The following is a 17,531-nucleotide window of genomic DNA, read 5'->3' as shown; positions in this document are numbered from 1 at the left end:
TAATCAGACCACAGGAGATACAGCATGACGGCGTAAGTGCCGACCAGCTACCACCCGGGCTTCGTGATCGATGGCCAGCACAGCATCCAGCGCATCCGGCGCCGCTGGTTGCAGTTCTGCCAAGGCATCTTCGACGACCGCAGCAATCCGGGCAAAAGGCAACTGCTCATCGAGAAAGGCCTGTACCGCCACCTCGTTGGCAGCATTGAGAACGGTTGCCGCAGCACCACCGCTGCGCAAAGCCGCAAAAGCCAGAGCCAGACAAGGAAAACGTTGCAGATCAGGTTGTTCAAACTGCAAGTCAGCCGCCTGGGCCAAATCCAGGGAAGATACGCCACTCTCCATCCGCTCCGGATAGGCCAGGGCATGAGCAATGGGTGTACGCATGTCCGGGTTGCCCAGTTGCGCCAACACCGAACCATCCACGTACTCCACCATGGAGTGAATGATACTCTGGGGATGAATGACCACATCAATTTGTTCGGCGGGAAGCTGGAATAACCAATGAGCTTCGATGACCTCCAGCCCCTTATTCATCATGGTCGCTGAATCCACGGATATTTTCCGACCCATCACCCAGTTGGGATGGGCACAGGCCTGATCTGGAGTCACGCCTTCCAACCGCTCCAGGGGCCAGGTCCGGAACGGACCACCGGAAGCCGTCAGCAAAATGCGGCGCACACCGCGCCCATCGGCGAAACACTGGAACACCGCATTATGTTCACTATCAATGGGCAGCAGGACCACGTTGCGGGCACGCACCCGGTCCATGAACAGCTTGCCGGCCATGACCAGACATTCCTTGTTGGCCAGATAGACTTTTTTTCCGGCTTCCACCGCAGCCAGGGTAGGTAGTAGTCCGGCAGCGCCGACGATGGCGGCCATCACTTCATCCACGCTATCCATACGGGCCACCCCGGCAAGCGCCTCGGGACCGCTTTCTACCCGAATTTGCTTGAGCCCGGCGTCGCGCAGTAGCAGCTCTAATTGCCGTGCCGCGTCTGGCGAGGCCATCACCACCTGCTCCGGTTGGTGAATTTTACAGAGCTCCAGCATTTCCTGAACCCGCTGGTTACCCGTCAAAGCCACTACCCGGAATGTTTCGGGATGGCGGGAGAGCACATCCAGGGTACTTTTACCGATGGAGCCCGTGGCTCCGAGAATGCAAATGCCTCTTGTCATTTCCACCAACCCAGATAGTAAAGCCCGGCCACAAACACCGGGATACCCGCGCTGATACTGTCCAGACGGTCAAGCAGCCCACCATGCCCCGGCAGCAATTGCCCGCTGTCCTTACAATCCGCGCGGCGTTTCAGATAACTTTCAGCCAGGTCACCAATGACTGCGAACAGCGCGGTCACCGCCCCCAGCACAGCCCCTGACATGAGCACACGCCAATAGGTACCCAGCCAGATCCAGGTTCCCAGTGTGCCCACAATGGCGCTGGCAAGCAAGCCACCCAGCAGACCTTCCCAAGTCTTACCTGGACTGACTTGGGGGATGAGTCGCCGCCTCCCCCATAACTTGCCAAAGGTCATCGCTCCTACATCACCGGCACTGATGATCAAAATCACCCATAAGAATGCATAGGGAATCTGCTCCTGAAGACGCATGGATAGCCAGAAAGCCGGCAAAAAAGCGGGGAAAAGTAAAATACCGGTCAATGGACGTTGCCAGAGCGGGGCGTCCCGGAGCGGACTGGGGGCGTGTGCCAACATGATGAATGCCCATAATATCCATCCCAGCGCAGCCATATCTGCCAATGGCGGACCTGCCAGAGCGCGCATCCAGAGCGGCAGGAGTAACAGCAACAGCAAGCTGAGTGATAACAAGAGTATCCAGGGCTTGGGGAGTAAACTGAGGCGTCCCCATTCCTGTCCGGCCAACAGGGCCAGGAGCAGCAGAAAGCCCAGAAAAACCCCTGAAGAAGCCTGAAAAACCAGGATAAAAACCAGAAAAAACAAAAAAATGGCGGTGATCAGTCGCTGGCGGAGCAATCGCCCTCCTGAACCTGGTCACCGGTACGACCGAAACGCCTTTGTCGATGCGCAAATGAATGCAGGGCATGCTCCAGGGAAGCACGATCAAAATCCGGCCAGAGCGTATCGGTAAAATAAAATTCCGTATAGGCCAACTGCCAGATCAGGAAGTTGCTGATCCGCTCTTCTCCACCGGTACGAATCAACAAATCCGGCTCAGGAATCTCGGCCAAACTGAGATGTTGCGCAATATCCTGTTCGCTGAGCATTTGCGGATCCTGGCCATTGGCTTGAATAGCTGCCACTGCAGCGCGGGCAGCCTGGGTAATATCCCAACGCCCGCCATAATTAACCGCCAGATTGAGGCACAAACATGTATTGTCCCGGGTCAGTGATTCAGCCTCTTCCATCATCTGACGGATATCTCTTTCCAGGGGGACACGATCGCCGATAATGCGCAAACGCACACCATTTTCATGGAGTTTGCGTACTTCGCGTTTTAATAACAGGCGAAACAGATTCATCAGCAAACGAACTTCCAGGGCGGGCCGTCGCCAGTTTTCCGTACTGAAAGCAAACAGGGTCAAATGCGAAATACCCAGATCCACACAGGACTGGACCATTTCTCGAACCACCTCTGCCCCGCGCCGATGACCCGCCACCCGGGGCAGATGCTGGCGATATGCCCAGCGGCCGTTACCGTCCATGATCACCGCAATGTGACGAGGAGTTGTCGAAAGATGAGGTATCGGCAGCGCAGACACCGGCTTCAGACCTCCATGAGGTCAGCTTCCTTGGCCTCCACCACCGCATCCACTTCGTCCACAAAACGATCCGTCAGCTTCTGGAAAGCTTCTTCGCCTTGACGTTCCTCATCTTCAGAAATGACTTTTTGTTTCAGTAAATCCTTGATCTGTGAAATGCTATCACGACGGATATTGCGAATTGCCACCCGCGCACCCTCCCCTTCCTGACGGACTACCTTGACCATCTCCTTGCGGCGCTCTTCTGAAAGAGCGGGTAAAGGCACACGAATATTGTCCGAACCCGCCACCGGGTTCAGACCCAATCCGGCATCACGAATGGCTTTATCGATTTTGGGAATGAGGTTTTTTTCCCAGGGGGTGACCACCAGGGAACGGGCGTCGGCAACGGACACCGAGGCCACCTGGGCCAGAGGAGTCGGAGTAGCGTAATAATCAATCATGACATGATCCAGCAACCCCGCGCTGGCCCGCCCGGTACGCAAACGCGTCAGCTCTCCCTTCAGGGACTCGATGCTTTTCTTCATCCGGGTTTCAGCGTCTTTTCTGATTTCTTGAATACTCATGGGATCTCTCTACGCACCGAAGTGCCTTCCTCTTCACCCAGCATCACCCGCATCAGTGCGCCGGATTTATTGATGGAAAAAACGATGATGGGCATGTCATTATCCCGACACAGCGTAATGGCTGTCGCATCCATCACCTGCAGATTCTGTTCCAGGACCTGATTATAGGACAACTCCCGATAGCGCATGGCTTCAGGATGGGTAACCGGATCGTCTGTATAGACGCCATCGACTTTGGTGCCTTTGAGAACCAGTTGGGCATTGATTTCTACTGCCCGCAAACTGGCGGCGGTATCGGTAGTAAAAAAAGGATTACCCGTTCCCGCCCCAAAAATGACAACCCGGCCTTTTTCCAGATGGCGAATGGCGCGCCGGCGAATATAAGGTTCGGCAACCTGTTCGATATGCAGAGCGGACAACACCCGTGTGGGCAGACCCAAATGTTCCAGGGCATCCTGGACAGCGAGAGCATTCATCACTGTGGCCAGCATCCCCATATAATCGGCGGTGGCACGATCCATCCCTTCGGCGGCCTTGGCCATTCCACGGAATATATTACCGCCTCCGATGACAATGGCCACCTGCACCCCAGAATCCACTACATCCTTGATTTCCCGAGCCATTCGGCGCACCACATCGCGGTCCACACCGTATTGCCCGTCCCCCATCAAAGCCTCCCCACTAAGTTTGAGGAGTACACGTGAATACAGGGGAGCGGTCATTCAGGACCCCCGGACTTGCGCCATAACTTCACTGGCAAAATCGGCTGTCGGCGCCTTTTCAATGCCTTCACCCACCTCAAAACGGATGAATTCAGCAACTTCCACCCCGGGAAAAGCTTTGACCAGCTGTCCCACGGTTTTGTCCGGATCTTTCACAAAAGCCTGTCCAGTCAGCGCGATTTCATTCACCAGCTTGTTCAGCCGTCCCGAGATCATTTTTTCGATAATATCGGCAGGTTTGCCACTTTCCGCCGCCTGGGCCACGAGAATATCTTTTTCCCGGGCCAGACGCTCGGGTGAAACCTGATCAGGGCGGACGACTTCAGGGCGCGCCGCCGCCACATGCATGGCCACATCCTTACCCAGCTCATCGGTTGCCGCCTGACCTTCGAGGGCTACCAACACGCCGATGCGGCTGCCATGCACATAAGCGCCGACAACGCCGTCCTTGACCTGCAGATGCTGCAAGCGGCGCAGGCTGATATTTTCACCCAGCTTGCTGACCAGGGTCTTGCGCCGATCTTCAATACTGGAATCCGCCAAGAGCGCATCCACCTCTTTCAGACCTTGCTTGAGCGCCTGCTCGGCGCAATCCCGGGCCAGGCCCAGAAAATCATCATTTTTGGCCACAAAGTCGGTCTCGCAATTGACCTCCAGGACAATTCCCTGCTTCTGATCCGCACCCAGAGCCGTCACGATCACACCCTCAGCCGCGACTCGGCTGGCCTTTTTGTCGGCCTTGGCAAGACCACGGGTGCGCAGCAAATCAATTGCTGCTTCCATATCGCCATCGGCTTCCGTCAGGACGGTTTTACACTCCATCATGCCGGCGCCGGTGCGCTCACGCAATTCTTTTACCTGTTGTGCACTAATAGCCATGATCACTCCTTAGCTGATGTGGTGAAAGCGTCAATCGGCATCGATTTCAATGGTTTCTTCTTCCACTTCGACGAACTCATCCAGCAGATCGGATTCACTACCCTGACGACCGGCGAGGATGGCGTCTGCCGCCAGAGAGGCATAGAGGCGGATGGCGCGGGTGGCGTCGTCATTTCCCGGAATCGGATAATCGATCAGCAGGGGATCACAATTACTGTCCACTACGCCAATAACGGGAATACCCAGCTTACGCGCTTCCAGCACAGCAATATTTTCATGACCTACATCAATCACAAAAATCGCATCGGGCAGACCATTCATTTCCTTGATGCCGCCCAGGCTGCGCTCCAGTTTTTCGCGCTCGCGAGACAAAGTCAGAGCCTCTTTCTTGGTCAGCTTTTCCATGGTGCCATCGGCGGTCATCTGATCCAGCTCGTCGAGACGGCGAATGGACTGACGGATGGTTTTGAAGTTGGTCAGGGTACCACCAAGCCAGCGTTGATTGACAAAAAAAGCGCCACAACGGCGGGCTTCCTGCTCTACAGCCTCACGGGCCTGGCGCTTGGTACCTACAAAAAGCACTCGGCCATGTTTGCGCGACACCTGCTCGATAAAAGCCAGCGCGCTCCGAAGCATGGGCAGGGTATGTTCGAGGTTGATAATATGAATGCGGTTACGCTCACCAAAAAGGTAAGGGGCCATTTTGGGATGCCAGTAACGGGCTTGATGACCAAAGTGCACACCTGCTTCCAGCAGGGCACGCATGCTTACATTGCTGCTCATAGAGATTTCTCCAGTTTTCATAGGGTTAAGTTCCACCACGTCACCGGAAACCCCATCCTTGCGGACACCCGGAAATTCCCTCAGGAGACGTGTGCGTATTAGGGCAAAGCCCAGCGGTTTTTATCATGATTCAGCCCCTTGGGCAAGTGCAAGGAGAGATCCACCTGAAATCTGCCATAAACACTAGCCGGTCTTGCGCCGGTGCCAAAGCCAGTAGAACAAGGCAGCCAGCAAGAACAGCAGCAATAAAGTGATTTGAACATAACGTACGCTGCTCAGCAGACTGTTCAGGGAGGCTCCCAGAACATAACCGATGCTGGCTATCAGCGCCGCCCACACCGCCGCGGCCAACGGATTCATCAGCAGATAGCGCCGGGGCGGATAATGATGTACACCAAGGAGAATCGGCGTAATGGTGCGGGTTCCATAGATAAAACGAAACAATAGCGTTACCCAGTCACCAAAACGATGGATGAGTCCCTCCGCCTGGGTAACGTGTCGCTTGAGAAAATGCGGCAACCAATCAATCAGACGTTGACCATAACGCGCACCCAGCTGATAGAGCACCTGATCATTGATAGTGCTTCCTAGCCAGGAGACCAGGATCACCGCGCCTAGGTCGAGCACCCCCGCATGAGCGAGAGCCCCGGCAATAATGACTACCGCTTCCCCTTCCAGCAAGGTGCCGATCAATAGAATCCAATAACCGTACTGCCGCAGAAATTCCTTGATAACAGCCAAGGTCAGGGGTGGAAGATGCAACCAGTGCAGCAAGGGATTCAGATATTCGATGACCGCACCCTCTTACCAGTGCAAATGAAAATCCGGGGCTATATTTTCATGTTCCTGTTCCAGGTCTGCCAAAAGCAGGGGCATCGTCCGGGTAGTATGATCAGGGAGAACAAATCGCCAGTCATTTCCCGATAACTGCACGTCAAGATCATTACAGGATATCTGCGCATCCCTTTGAAACAAGATGGCCAGGCGCAGAAGTACTGCCAGCCTTTGCACAGCCTGTATGTCTTCCGTGGTAACCCCCAGTCCCGCAAAAAAAGACTGTGGGGGTAATCGCTTGCGTTGGGCGCGCAACAAGGCTGCGACAACCAGCTGCTCACGGCGGGAAAACCCGGCAAGATCGGCATTCCGCCAGATATATTCTCCGTGCTTGTGAAAACCGGAGTGGGCTATATCCAGACCAATATCATGGGTCAACACTGCCCACTGCAACCACTGTTGGTGGGCACCATCCAGTGACCAGCTTTTCCGGGCCACTGCAAAAAAATACTCCGCCCAGGCCAGGACTCCGCGATTACGCGACACCTGGCTATGAAAGCGCTCCTGAAGACTGACAATACTCAGCTCACGCGTGTCCTCCTGATGAATACGGCCCAGCAGGTCATAAATAGCCCCTTCACGCAAGGCACCGTCGGAAAAACGCATTTCCTGAATATCCAAAGCTTCGAACAAGCCGAATAAAATCATGAAACCACCCGCAAAAACCGGAGCACGATCCGCCTTGAGGCCTTTCATGTGGGTCAGGGCGCCCACAGAACCCAGCTGCAAAAGCCGATGGCGCAACCAGTACATGCCATCCCGGGTAATTCGGGTACCCTGACCATTTTCGGAAAGGACCCTGGCAATGGCCTTCACCGTTCCCGAAGAGCCCACAGCCTGATCCCAACCATGACCGGTGAATTCTTCGAGCATGGGATCCACCGCCATCCGCACCCGTTTTTCCAGGCGCTCACAAGCCGCTTCCGTGATCTGATCATGGGGAAAATAAGTCCGACTGGAAACCACGCAACCAAAATGAAGACTCTCACGGTGGTGGGGAGCAAAACCTTGCCCGACAATCAGTTCCGTACTTCCACCGCCAATATCAATCACCAGACGCCGCTCATTGGCATCCACAGCCAGACTGTGGGAAACGCCCAGATAAACCAGGCGGGCTTCTTCGCGTCCAGCCACAATTTCCAGGGGAAAGCCCAGGGTGTTTTCTATGGCCTGGACAAACCCCTCGGCAGCACTGGCCTGACGCAGGGTGTTGGTTCCGATGACCCGCACCCGCTCTGGACGAATACCCCGCAAGCGCTGCCCAAAGCGCGCGAGGCAGGCAATGGCACGCTTTTCCACTACCGGATCCAGAGTACCATCATCCCGTAATCCCTCGGCGAGACGGACGCCTTCGCGAAGGCGGTCGAGCAGCCGGATTTCCGAGCCCAACTCTTCGGCAACCACCATATGAAAGGAATTGGAACCCAGATCCACCGCCGCCAGATAATCATCCAATATTGCAGTGGTGTCAGGCTCGGTCATGATTATTCTCCCTGAAAGCTTTTTTCTACCTGGTCCAGGGGAAGATGCCGAACATTTTTACCCTTGGCAAGATAAATCACATACTCACAAATATTGCGGGCATGGTCGCCAATTCGCTCAATGGCCTTGGCAATGAACAAGGCATCAATAGCCGGAGTGATGGTCCGGGGATCTTCCATCATATAGGTGATCAAACGGCGCAGCGCTGAACGATACTCCTGATTGAGCACCTCATCACCCTTGGCAACCGCAATGGCCTGCTCGGCATCGGCCCGGGCCAGAGCATCCATGGCCCGGCGCAACATATTCAGGGCATAGTCGGCCATGACCCCGACATCGCGCATGAAGGCCGGATTGGCATTGCGGGTCCCATGCCCCATGGCCAGAACCATATCGGCAATTTTACCGGCCTTGTCACCCATCCGCTCAAGATCGGCGATACTTTTGATCAGAGTCATGACGAGACGCAAATCCGAGGCAGCCGGTTGACGCATGGCAAGAATATTGATGCATTCTTCCTCAATGCGCACTTCATACCCATTGACTTCATGATCCCTGGCGACAACCTCCCGGGCCAGCTCGTTATCCCCGGTCTGCAGGGCGCGGATGGCATTGCTGATCTGCTCCTCAACAATTCCTCCCATTGCCAGCACCAGTTCATGCACTTCGTTCAAATCATCATTGAAACGCTGGGAAATATGTTGATCCTTATCCATGTTTCAGACCTCCTTAGCCATACCGACCGGTGATGTAATCTTCTGTCTGCTTTTTAGCAGGATTGGTAAACAATTGATTGGTTAAGCCAAACTCTACCATCTCGCCGATATACATAAACGCGGTATAATCAGATACGCGTGCTGCCTGCTGCATATTATGCGTCACAATCAAAATGGTGAACTGATTTCGAAGCTCACTGACCAGCTCTTCAATTTTCAAGGTAGCAATGGGATCCAGGGCCGAGGTGGGTTCATCCAGCAAAATCACCTCTGGCTTGACGGCTACTGCCCGGGCAATGCAAAGACGCTGTTGCTGCCCCCCGGAAAGACCCAGTCCACTGGTCTTGAGCTTGTCTTTGACCTCATCCCAAAGCGCAGCCTGGCGCAGGGCCTCTTCGACCCGCTCATCCATCTCCACCTTACGGAGTTTTTCGTAAAGCTTTATGCCAAAGGCAATATTATCATAAATAGACATGGGAAAAGGGGTCGGCTTTTGAAAAACCATGCCGATTTTGGCGCGCAGCATGTTAACGTCCATACTTGGCGACAAAATATTTTCCCCATCCAGCAGAACTTCGCCGGTAGCACGTTGCCCGGGATACATGGAATACATGCGGTTAAATACCCGCAACAAAGTCGACTTACCACAGCCCGAGGGGCCAATGAACGCTGTAACCTGCTTCTCGGGCATTTCCAGATTAATATCCTTGAGAGATTTATTGCTGCCATAATAAAAATCCAAATGGCGTACAGAAAGCTTGGTATTCTGAGTTTCCGACATCAAAGAGAGCTCCTGTTTTTCAGGGGAAAATACCGTTAACACATCAAATCAATACTGCACAATCCATCATGACTGCAAAAGCCTGATCCAGAATGACGCGGCAGAGGCAATATCGTATGGCTCAAAATACCATAGCAGGGTTTTATGACCGTTTTATGACAATGTCCGCAGACTCCGTGGCTTTCCGCGCCAAAGAGGGAGGAAACTGTGCAATAAAAGTGCTTCCCTCGCCAATTTTACTGCGCACATCCAGATGCCCGTGGTAGCGTTCCACAGCATGACGCACAATGGCCAAACCCAAACCTGTACCACCCATTCGTCGCGATCGACCTTTGTCCACCCGGTAGAAGCGCTCGGTAATTCTTTGCAGATGCTCGGCAGCAATCCCATCTCCCGTATCTTGCACCAGCAAGCGCAATCCATCAGGTTCCTGTGTCCAGCGCACGGTAATACTGCGTCCTGCGGGGGTGTACTTGATGGCATTTTCGAGAAGATTGCGCAAGATGCTGGTCAAGTCCACCTGCTCTGCAAAAATACCCAAGGAATTATCCAGTTCTGTGTACACCTGCAAATTCTTTTCGGTGATACTCAGCTTCAGAGTATCCAGCAAGCTCATGACCAAAGCACTGATGAGTACCGTATCACAACGTTCCGGCTCGGCTTCAGCCGCTTCCATACGTGCCAGAGACAACAGATCTTCGACTAGCGATTGCATGCGTAGAGTTTGTTGCTCCATCAAATACAATTGACTACCGACTTCTTCATCATCTGCCAGGGGGCCGTCCAGTAAATTTTCGAGAAACCCGCGAACCACGGTTAAAGGGCTGCGCAGCTCGTGGGAGACATTGGCCACAAAATCCTGACGGACCTGCTCCAATTGGCGAATGCGAGTAACATCCCTAAAAATGACCAGAGCTCCCGCATCTGCGAGGGGATAACGCACACCTTCCAGCTGTATCTGGTTATCTGCCGGAGCTGACAACTGCATACTGGAAGGCCCATCACCACTCAAAAAAGCACGCAGGTCAGGAGTCCGCAACCAGAAAGCCAAAGGTTTACCCACATCATCGGGCCACTGCAACTGCAAAAGACGAATACCCGAAGGATTCACCCAGACCAATTGACCACGCTCATCCATCAGTACCACTACGTCCGGCATCGCCTGGAGGGCATCGCGCAACTGCAGGATCTGAGCGCTTAACTGGCGTTGTCGTGCTTCCTGATCGCGCCGCCAGTGATAACCGTCGGCGAAGGTTTCCTCCCAGAGCCCACCGGCCAAGGGCGGAAGCTGGGTATCCGGATTGCGAAACCAGGCACTGAAACTTTGGGACTGTTGACGATGCCATGCCACCCAGGCGGCCAGAACCAAAGCAATAATCACCGGAGGAATATAAGACCAGGCGCGCAATTTATCCGCAGCAAGAAAAAGCGGAATCAATGCCCATACCGCCAGCGGGAAAACCCAGGCGCGAAAAATTTTCATGGTAACAGATTAAATACTTGCCGGACGCCAAGAAGATGCAGAGACATGCTTCACCCGGTTACCGCAGTGCAACGGTATCCTTCCCCACGCACGGTCTCAATAATATGGGCATGGCCATATTCTTCCAACACTCGCCGCAAGCGCCGGATATGCACATCTACCGTGCGTTCTTCAATAAAACTCTGCTGCCCCCAGATTTGATCCAGAAGCATGTCACGGGAGAAAACCCGGTCCGGGTTGGTGACAAAGAGACGTAAAAGCCGAAACTCCGTAGGCCCGAGGTGCAATTGCACATCTTGCACATGCACACGATGGGCGCGCAGGTCGACCTGCAATTCACCCAGCTTGACCACACCTGCGGAATGATTCCCATAGCTGCGCCGTAACAGTGCATTGACGCGCGCTACCAGTTCGCGGGGAGAGAACGGTTTGGCCAGATAATCGTCGGCGCCGGATTCGAGTCCATGTACCCGATCACCCTCTTCACCCCGTGCAGTCAGGAGGATGATGGGCAACTTCTGGGTTTCCTCGCGCCGTCGCAAAAGCCTGCACCAGGCTACCCCGTTTTCTCCCGGTAACATCCAATCAAGAATGATCATTTGCGGCGCCCAGCTTTTCAGGACGGATTCCGCAGCTTCCACGCTACCTTCACAACACACGTCAAAACCGTGGCGTTGCAGCGCCACGCGCAGAAGCTCTTGGATACCTTCTTCATCCTCAACAATTAAGATGCGTGCTGAGGAGACCTTTTCTTCTTCCATATCTGACCAATCTCGGATTGACGCTCTTTAGTAAAGCATTGTGACCGATCAGCGGGGGGTCTGCCAAGGCCAAACACGGGGTTAATCGTCCAAAGCTATGCAGAAGTTTTGGGCCGCTCCCGAAAGCGATTTCCGCCAGCTGCAGGACGGTTTGGCGCTCTGCGCTGTGCTCCGGGAGTCGATGGACGGCGCGCCTGGGCTGCTGGCTGATGACTGGGAAAATGTTGTCGGGGTTCAAATCCCGCAACGATTTCCTTGGCAAACGACCGTTTCAGCAGTTTCTCGACATCAGCGAGCTGCTTGCGTTCATCCACACTGACCAGCGATACCGCCTGCCCGTTATTTCCGGCTCTACCGGTGCGACCGATACGATGCACATAATCTTCCGGCACATGCGGCAGCTCGAAATTCACCACATGGGGGAGTTCACTGATATCTATGCCGCGTGCGGCGATATCGGTGGCCACCAGTACCCGTACCTTGCCTTCCTTGAATTCTGCCAGAGCTCGTGTCCGCGCGCCCTGACTTTTGTTGCCATGAATCGCCATGGCCTGCATGCCGTCCTGGGAAAGATGCTTGGCCAGTCGATCCGCGCCATGCTTGGTTCGGGTAAACACCAACACCTGATGCCATTGGTCTTCGCGAATAAGGTGGGTCAGCAGCTCGCGTTTGCGCTCTTGATCAACTGCATAAAAACGTTGGGCTACCGTATCTGCTGTGGCATTACGGCTGGCTACTTCGACACTGACGGGATTATGCAGCAAGCCATCAGCCAGAGTCCGGATTTCCGGCGAAAAAGTCGCTGAAAACAACAGATTCTGCCGCTTTTTGGGGAGTATGGCGAGAATCCGCCGAATATCGCGAATAAAACCCATATCCAGCATGCGATCGGCTTCATCGAGCACCAGAATCTCTACATGGGACAAGTCCACACTGCGCTGCTGGATATGATCCAGTAAACGCCCGGGAGTAGCCACCAGTACATCCACGCTGCGCCGCAACTTCTGCATTTGTGGGTTGATTTTGACACCCCCAATGAGGATCAGGGAGCGCAGGGATAAGTTTTTTCCGTAGAGTTGTACGCTTTCTTCCACCTGGGCGGCCAGTTCACGCGTCGGCACGAGAATCAATGCCCGCACACTGGAAGGACCATGAAAGGCCGTTGCCGCCGTGGCGGCGAGTTGATGGAGAATCGGCATGGCAAATGCTGCCGTTTTACCGGTGCCAGTTTGGGCGCCGGCCAGTAAATCGACGCCGGACAATACCGCAGGAATAGCTTGCGCCTGAATGGGGGTAGGCGTGGTATAACCGCGTTCTGCAGCGGCGCGCCAAATGGGCTCGGAAAGTCCGAGTGAAGCAAAATCAGAAGACATATAGGGAATTACTCCGAAAACACCGGCCTCGTCGCAAGGACGCCAGTCTGGGCAGACGCTTCATCAAGGTGGGGACCAATGCAACGACCATCACACAGACTGTATCATGACGGCGGATGGACTTTATCAGAATATCCACATAAATACGAGGAACAGCCTTGTCCAGGAACGAACGACCCCAACAGCGTCGGGGAGGGAGGTGATTTTTTGCTCCAACGTCCCTTGCCTGTTGTTCTGGGGCTCATCCCGCTGGCAGGCGAAAACTCACCCTTCGGGTTCAGACAGTTCGCCTGCCGAGCGCGGGATTTTGCCAAGAACAACCACGGCTCGGGCCAAAGTCGCAAAAAATCACCTCCCTCCCTGACGCTTTAGTATGAGAGGATTTTTACTTTACTTGCCATTTACGCTGGATTTTCAGCGATACTGATCCAGCCCCCGCCGAGCAAACGCTCCCCTACATAACAGACAGCTGCTTGTCCGGGAGTGATAGCCCGTTGCCCCTCGGCAAAATGGATTTCGGCACGGCCATGGTCTTTCAGACACAAAACTCCCGGTTCAGGTCGGGAACGATAGCGCAATTTCACCGTCACCGAGTATTCCTGGGAAGAATCCACAGGCATCAGCCAGTTACATTCCTGCAAATAAGCCCGGGTCTGGTACAGCTCCTTTTCGCTGCCTACCCGAACCTGATTGCGGACGGGGTCCAAGGCCAGGACATAGCGCGGCTGACCACTGCCTCCGCCCAATCCCTTGCGTTGTCCCACGGTAAAATTGAGGACGCCGGCATGATGACCGACAACCTGACCACTGCTGTCCAGCATCTCCCCTTCCTGCTCCAGATCCAGACCGGCATAATCGGTGAGAAAACGGCGGTAGTCACCATCCGGCACAAAGCATATATCCTGGGAATCCTGTTTTGCCGCCACCGGCAAGCCATGTTTGCGGGCCAGGGCGCGGACCGCATCCTTGTGCATGGCACCCACCGGAAAACGCAACTGCGGCAGCAGTCCGGCACCCAGAGCAAACAGAAAATAGGACTGGTCTTTGCCAGCATCTTCACCGCGCAACAGGGCGGTGCCGGATTCCGTTTCCAGAAGTCGGGCATAGTGGCCCGTGGCCAGAATGCTCGCGCCCAGTTTTTTGCCTTCTTCCAGTAAAGCATCAAACTTCAGAAACTGATTGCAGCGCGCACAGGGATTGGGCGTACGTCCCGCCTGGTATTCGGCGACAAACACATCCACGACCTGCTGGCGGAAAGCCTCCCGATAATCCAGCACCTGATAGGGAATCTGCAAACGGGCACAGACTTCCGCCGCATCTTCAATATCTTTTTCGTCACAACAGCGACTTTTCGGCCAGAGACGCATGGTCACACCCACCAGGTCGTAGCCTTGTTCCTGCATGAGAATGGCGGCCACCGCAGAATCCACCCCACCGGAAAGGGCCACCAGCGCCTTGGGTGCCGCCATCTTCAGTAGCCCTCAGTCCTTCTCAGCCAGCCAAGCCATCTGGATGGCTTCGAGAATACCCTCACTGGACTTTTCGGGATCATCATCAAAATCTGGAAGTTCCACAATCCAGCGATGCAAATCTGTGAAACGCAACAGTTGCACATCCGCGTCGGGATGCGCCTCATCCAGCGCGAAAACAATATCCATGGTATCGCTCCACAGCATCAGTGCCGCTCCTTTTCCAGATTGATGGTATATTTGGGTATTTCAATGACCAGGGGCGTATCCGCCACTTTGGCCTGACAACTCAGGCGCGAAGTCGGCTCCAGTCCCCAGGCCTTGTCCAAGAGGTCTTCTTCTTTTTCTTCTGCGGCTTCGAGGCTGTCAAAACCTTCCCGCAAAATGACATGGCAGGTGGTACAGGCACAGGACATCTCACAGGCATGCTCAATGGCAATATGATGGCGCATGGCAGCAGCAATGATGCTTTCCCCCGGCTCTGCCTCGAATTCCGCCCCTTCGGGACACAATTCGGCGTTGGGTAGGACTTGTATTTTCGTCATTTAATCTCCCAGATCATCTATGGAACGGCCAGCAATAGCGCGCTGCAAGGCACTATCCATGCGCCGTTGTACCAGAGGTTCTGCTGCCGCTTCAACCGCCTCGGCCGCTTTTTGAATGGCATCTGCATCGCTGCCGGCAAGAAATTGCTCCAGATCCTGACGTGCGGCATCCAGGCGGGCTTGTTCTGTGCTATCCAGCAAAGCTGCGTCGCTTTGCAATGCCCCCTGCAAGGCCTCAAGCACCCGTTCTCCCTCCACCCGCGCTTCCGAGAGGCGCCGCTGGGCCACATCTTCGGCACCATGCGCAAAAGATTCCTGGAGCATGCGGGCAATTTCCGCATCATCCAGACCAAAACTGGGCTTGACGATCACTTCCGAGCGCACCCCTGTGCTCCCCTCTTCCGCTGTTACGGTCAACAAGCCATCGGCGTCCACCTGAAAAGTCACGCGAATACGAGCTGCTCCGGCCACCAGGGGAGGAATCCCACGTAAACTGAAGCGTGCCAGGGAACGACAGTCCTGCACCAGATCCCGCTCGCCTTGGAGCACATGGATACTCATGGCCGTCTGCCCGTCCTTGAAGGTCGTGAACTCCTGCGCTTTGGCAGCAGGGATGGGCGTATTGCGCGGAATGATTTTTTCCACCAGACCGCCCATGGTTTCCAGGCCTAACGAAAGGGGCAGGACATCCATCAACAACAGGTCTTCGCGCTGGTTGCCCACCAGCGCATCTGCCTGGATAGCAGCACCCAGGGCAACGACCTGGTCAGGATCAATATCCGTCAGCGGCGGCTGTTGAAAAAACTCAGCGACAACCCGACGCAAGGCGGGTACCCGGGTAGCCCCACCCACCAGCACCACACCATCCAAATCACTCACTTTAAGACCCGCATCGCGCAGGGCGCGGCGACAGGCTGGCAAAGTACGTTGCAGCACCGGCTGGATCAGCTCTTCAAACTGTTTGCGCGACAAAGTCAGTTCGCGGGAGTTGCCCGCTTCAGGCTCCAGTTTGATCTGTACCTGTTCCTGCGCTGTCAGCGCCTCCTTGGCCTGGCGGGCTTGCTGCAAGAGCTGACGCCGCCAGACGGGATCCTCTTGGCGCGTGTCGGACTCGGCAATCAGCCACTCAGCGATGGCGTGATCCATATCATCCCCACCCAATGCGGTATCTCCGGCCGTGGCCAGCACTTCAAACACCCCCGCCTGCAAGCGCAAAATGGAAATGTCAAAAGTGCCACCACCCAAATCATAAATGGCGAAAAGGCCCTCACTTTTTTTATCCAGCCCATAGGCTACCGCCGCCGCCGTCGGCTCAGCCAGCAGGCGCAGGACCTTCAGGCCAGCCAGACGGGCCGCATCCTTGGTCGCTTGCCGCTGCGCTTCATCAAAGTAGGCGGGCACGGTAATCACTGCCCCTTCCGGTTCACCGCCCAGGGTTTCCACTGCCAGGGCTTTGAGCACCCTGAGAATTTCGGCAGAGACTTCTACTGGCGATTTTTCGCCCGCTCGGGTCCGCAAACGCAGCATGCCCTCACCGGGAACCAGATCATAGGGCAAATGTCCCGCCAGCTTCTGGACATCTCCATGACCACGGCCCATGAAGCGCTTGACCGATGCAATGGTGTTATGAGGATCCTGACCGGCAGCAGCCAGCGCTGGATAACCTACAGAAATCTCGTCGTTTTCCAGATAACGCACCACCGAAGGCAGTAAGTACTTTCCATCATGATCACCCATGACGGTGGGCACCGCCGACAGCACGGAAGCCACCAATGAATGGGTCGTCCCCAGATCAATACCAATGGCCAAACGCCGTTGGTGCGGATCTGCGGTCATTCCCGGTTCTGCAATTTGCATTAAAGCCATACCATAACACCCTGTTTATTAATGGGATATCCCTCTGGTATCAGAGGTTTTGCGAGGATTCTTCACTGCGGTCGATTTCATCCTGAAGCTTGTCCAGAAACTGCAGTTCACGCAGCAGCGCTGCGGCAGCATCGCTCTGGGAACAGGGCAGGGTTTTCAGCAGAATGCCAAGCTTTTCAACGGCCGCATTAGCCGCAGCATCCACCTCGGTGCGCAGATCCTCCAGCCCCTGCTGGTCCTTGGCCGCCACCAGGTCTTCCAGACGCTCCCGATACATCATCTGAGACATCAACAATGCCGGATCAGCAACCTTGACATTCTCCCCCAGGGCATCTACACCCTGAGCCTGAAGAAGATAATCAGCGCGTTTCAGTGGATCACGCAGTATCGCCAGCGCCTCGTTGAGCCGCGTACTCCATTCCAGCGAATATCGTCGCGCGGTCCCATCGGCATGGGCAAAACGATCGGGATGGAGCATTTTCTGCAAATCCAGCACCCGTTGCCGCAGGGTCTGCGGATCCAAGGCAA

The 17,531-nt window shown here is 55.0% G+C and carries 19 protein-coding genes; all 19 read right to left on the bottom strand.

Features of this window, described 5'->3' with window-relative positions:
* Positions 1-3 precede the first annotated feature (3 nt).
* Positions 4-1,182, bottom strand: coding sequence for a 1-deoxy-D-xylulose-5-phosphate reductoisomerase (gene ispC, locus B1757_RS11070; RefSeq protein WP_101538359.1), 1,179 nt, complete (start codon positions 1,180-1,182; stop codon positions 4-6).
* Positions 1,179-1,997, bottom strand: coding sequence for a phosphatidate cytidylyltransferase (locus B1757_RS11065; protein ID WP_101538358.1), 819 nt, complete (start codon positions 1,995-1,997; stop codon positions 1,179-1,181). Before B1757_RS11065 ends, ispC begins: the two co-directional genes overlap by 4 nt.
* Positions 1,979-2,743 (bottom strand): undecaprenyl pyrophosphate synthase, encoded by a 765-nt coding sequence (gene uppS, locus B1757_RS11060; protein WP_253253821.1) that lies wholly within the window; start codon positions 2,741-2,743, stop codon positions 1,979-1,981. The genes B1757_RS11065 and uppS overlap by 19 nt, the downstream gene beginning before the upstream one ends.
* Before the next feature lie 5 nt (positions 2,744-2,748).
* Positions 2,749-3,309 carry a ribosome recycling factor gene (gene frr / locus B1757_RS11055; protein ID WP_101538357.1) on the bottom strand — a complete coding sequence of 187 codons (561 nt, stop codon included), beginning with the start codon at positions 3,307-3,309 and terminating at the stop codon, positions 2,749-2,751.
* Positions 3,306-4,031 (bottom strand): UMP kinase, encoded by a 726-nt coding sequence (gene pyrH / locus B1757_RS11050; protein ID WP_101538356.1) that lies wholly within the window; start codon positions 4,029-4,031, stop codon positions 3,306-3,308. The genes frr and pyrH overlap by 4 nt, the downstream gene beginning before the upstream one ends.
* On the bottom strand, positions 4,032-4,910 hold the full coding sequence (gene tsf, locus B1757_RS11045; protein WP_101538355.1) for a translation elongation factor Ts: 879 nt from the start codon (positions 4,908-4,910) through the stop codon (positions 4,032-4,034).
* Between the two features lie 30 nt (positions 4,911-4,940).
* A complete protein-coding gene (gene rpsB, locus B1757_RS11040) occupies positions 4,941-5,693 on the bottom strand; it encodes a 30S ribosomal protein S2 (protein ID WP_101538354.1) in 753 nt (250 codons plus the stop codon).
* Positions 5,694-5,876: 183 nt separating this feature from the next.
* Entirely contained in the window at positions 5,877-6,467 is a 591-nt protein-coding gene (locus B1757_RS11035; protein WP_101538353.1) for a DedA family protein, read from the bottom strand.
* Positions 6,468-6,497: 30 nt separating this feature from the next.
* Positions 6,498-8,009, bottom strand: a complete 1,512-nt coding sequence (locus B1757_RS11030) for a Ppx/GppA phosphatase family protein (RefSeq protein WP_101538352.1) — start codon at positions 8,007-8,009, stop codon at positions 6,498-6,500.
* Between the two features lie 2 nt (positions 8,010-8,011).
* A complete protein-coding gene (gene phoU, locus B1757_RS11025; protein ID WP_101538351.1) occupies positions 8,012-8,725 on the bottom strand; it encodes a phosphate signaling complex protein PhoU in 714 nt (237 codons plus the stop codon).
* Between the two features lie 13 nt (positions 8,726-8,738).
* A complete protein-coding gene (gene pstB / locus B1757_RS11020; RefSeq protein WP_101538350.1) occupies positions 8,739-9,506 on the bottom strand; it encodes a phosphate ABC transporter ATP-binding protein PstB in 768 nt (255 codons plus the stop codon).
* Positions 9,507-9,648: 142 nt separating this feature from the next.
* Positions 9,649-10,989, bottom strand: coding sequence for a phosphate regulon sensor histidine kinase PhoR (gene phoR / locus B1757_RS11015; protein ID WP_101538349.1), 1,341 nt, complete (start codon positions 10,987-10,989; stop codon positions 9,649-9,651).
* A gap of 50 nt (positions 10,990-11,039) precedes the next feature.
* A complete protein-coding gene (gene phoB, locus B1757_RS11010; protein WP_101538348.1) occupies positions 11,040-11,750 on the bottom strand; it encodes a phosphate regulon transcriptional regulator PhoB in 711 nt (236 codons plus the stop codon).
* A gap of 95 nt (positions 11,751-11,845) precedes the next feature.
* Positions 11,846-13,123, bottom strand: coding sequence for a DEAD/DEAH box helicase (locus tag B1757_RS11005; RefSeq protein ID WP_101538347.1), 1,278 nt, complete (start codon positions 13,121-13,123; stop codon positions 11,846-11,848).
* 401 nt (positions 13,124-13,524) lie between these two features.
* The gene (gene mnmA, locus B1757_RS11000; protein WP_101538346.1) at positions 13,525-14,592 is read right to left on the bottom strand and encodes a tRNA 2-thiouridine(34) synthase MnmA; all 1,068 of its coding nucleotides are present in this window, start codon (positions 14,590-14,592) and stop codon (positions 13,525-13,527) included.
* A 12-nt stretch (positions 14,593-14,604) separates the two neighbouring features.
* On the bottom strand, positions 14,605-14,799 hold the full coding sequence (gene iscX / locus B1757_RS10995) for a Fe-S cluster assembly protein IscX (RefSeq protein WP_101538345.1): 195 nt from the start codon (positions 14,797-14,799) through the stop codon (positions 14,605-14,607).
* Positions 14,799-15,137 carry an ISC system 2Fe-2S type ferredoxin gene (gene fdx / locus B1757_RS10990; protein WP_101538344.1) on the bottom strand — a complete coding sequence of 113 codons (339 nt, stop codon included), beginning with the start codon at positions 15,135-15,137 and terminating at the stop codon, positions 14,799-14,801. The genes iscX and fdx overlap by 1 nt, the downstream gene beginning before the upstream one ends.
* Positions 15,138-17,003 carry a Fe-S protein assembly chaperone HscA gene (gene hscA, locus B1757_RS10985; RefSeq protein WP_101538343.1) on the bottom strand — a complete coding sequence of 622 codons (1,866 nt, stop codon included), beginning with the start codon at positions 17,001-17,003 and terminating at the stop codon, positions 15,138-15,140.
* Positions 17,004-17,043: 40 nt separating this feature from the next.
* Positions 17,044-17,526: a Fe-S protein assembly co-chaperone HscB gene (hscB, locus tag B1757_RS10980; RefSeq protein ID WP_253253819.1), complete on the bottom strand. Its 483-nt coding sequence runs from the start codon at positions 17,524-17,526 to the stop codon at positions 17,044-17,046.
* Positions 17,527-17,531: the final 5 nt, after the last annotated feature.

Source organism: Acidithiobacillus marinus (genome assembly GCF_002847505.1).
In the GTDB taxonomy this organism is placed as follows: Bacteria; Pseudomonadota; Gammaproteobacteria; order Acidithiobacillales; family Acidithiobacillaceae; genus Acidithiobacillus; species Acidithiobacillus marinus.
This window is presented reverse-complemented; position numbering and strand designations above follow the sequence as displayed.